Origin of the sequence: Limnofasciculus baicalensis BBK-W-15 (assembly GCF_024178385.1) — a bacterium.
In the GTDB taxonomy this organism is placed as follows: domain Bacteria; phylum Cyanobacteriota; class Cyanobacteriia; order Cyanobacteriales; family Coleofasciculaceae; genus Limnofasciculus; species Limnofasciculus baicalensis.
Map to the genome: position 1 here is coordinate 16,273 of NZ_JAMZMM010000095.1, position 1,889 is coordinate 18,161.

2 protein-coding genes are annotated in these 1,889 nt (G+C 41.9%); both read right to left on the reverse strand.

Translation table 11 applies throughout. The features are described from left to right. Nucleotides 1-940 (reverse strand): C1 family peptidase (locus NJ959_RS11720; RefSeq protein ID WP_254011934.1); only part of this gene is annotated, 940 nt, incomplete at its 3' end. 55 nt (nt 941-995) lie between these two features. Beyond that, nucleotides 996-1,787, reverse strand: a complete 792-nt coding sequence (locus tag NJ959_RS11725) for a M15 family metallopeptidase (protein ID WP_254011935.1) — start codon at nt 1,785-1,787, stop codon at nt 996-998. Nucleotides 1,788-1,889: the final 102 nt, after the last annotated feature.

Consider the following 1,889-nt stretch of genomic DNA (forward strand, 5'->3'; position numbering starts at 1 on the left):
CATCATCATCATCGTAATCTTCCTCATCAGCCTCCTCATAATAGGAATCAGAATCATCGTAATCTTCCTCATCAGCAGCGTAAAAATACTCCTCATCATCAGAGGAAATATCTCGACTAAAATCAAGATCGGTTACTTTCCGAATTGTCCAGCAATCCCAAGACAAATCTGGATTTGTCAAGTAATCGTATGGAATATAACAATATCCATTGTCCCCCCAATCATCACCCCAAGAATTCCGGACTATAAATGCCTCATTTTTATCTGAATATCCCACACACAACATTGCATGTGCGCCATGAGTTTCCCTCCCTTCTTCTGTACTCAAATCCGGCATGGGTACTCGTCCCTTTTTGGTAGCCTTATCAAAAGATTTGAATAGCAACATACCAAAAGCAAAGGGATAACCTTCTGCCAAACAATGTTTCATACTAAAGAGATCGATATCAATTTCTTCAGCATCTTCAATTAAAAATTGTTCCGCTTCCTCATAGGCTTCATCTGAGGGTTGTTTGTTAACTTGACTAGTCTCATAAGGCCAAGTATCTTCTGTACAAGCCCCCATATCTTGTAATACTTGGATACAGTTTGTTAGAGATGTTCCCTCATCTTTAACTCTTTTCCCATCCAGCGCTCGCGCATTATAATAAACGAATAAGCGACTAACATCTCCAGAGTCTCCTAACATCCGTTTGGCGAGATACTCATAAGCACCTACCATCGCATTAGCCGTGCAACTATTGGCATTAGCTTGGTTTTCGACTTTCGTCATGTAAGGGCGTAAGTCAACTTTATGAGGAAGATCTTTCTTTTGATATCGACTAGCTGCATATTGTTTGGAGTTGGGTGGTTTTTGATCGGATTTATGAAACCCTCCCAATTTAATGCGTTTGCCTGTATTTTGGTTAATTAAGACAACTTTTTTATCTTCACTTTTCATAGAAAACCTTCTGGGTAAATAAATTAAACGTAGAAAAATACACCCTAACCCCTATTTAGGGACGAGGTAAATTATGGGCTTTGTAGAATGTTTCTAAACTCTGAGTATCCCCGACAAAACGCCAATGCCAAGGTTCATAGTTTACACCTTGAGGATTACCCTTAGTGAAGGATATCTCAAAACTATACCTAGCCGCATTTTGCTCTAACCATTTAAAAGCTGCTGTATTTTCAAAACTTTGACTTAGGTTAGTGGCTGGTGTATTGCGATCGCCAATATCTACCGCATATCCTGTATGATGTTCGCTATAACCGGGAGGGGCGCTGACTTCAGCTCGTTTAGTGGCTACTTGGGCGCGTTGGGCTTTGACATCAAAAAATAGATGCTTTTGATCTTCAAGAGAGCGAAATCCGGAAATTGGAACTAATATTATCCCATTGGCTTGTGCTGCGGCTGACATCGCTTTAAATTTTTCAGCAGCAGCAGTGCGCATTTTAATCCCACCATCAGAGGTGATAGGCTGAAGTTCAGAGGGTGGTGCTTCTTGATAGGGAAGATGTCCAAGAAGATTTTCGGTATTGGTACTTTCAGAGTTAGTTGAAGTGGGGTTAGCAGTAGCTTCCGGTTTTGGGGAAGATGAGGCAGTTGTCTGGCGCGGCGGGGTAGGGGCTGACAACATCAGACTGACGGGTAACCCGCCCAATGCCGCTAGGCTAACTACGATTAAGATGGGTTTCCACCGCGAGGGGTGTTTAGTGTCGGGTGTATCCCTTACTGCTACTGGAATATCATCTGAAGATGATTTTGAGAGATTTACTGGTTTTTCTGGGAGACTACTATTATTCAACGCATCCACTCCTGCACTGCCAATCAATATTCTAAGTTACCTGTAACGATTGCTAGTTGCCAAACAATCTATCTCTTCCTTCGTGCCTTAGTGTCTTAGTGG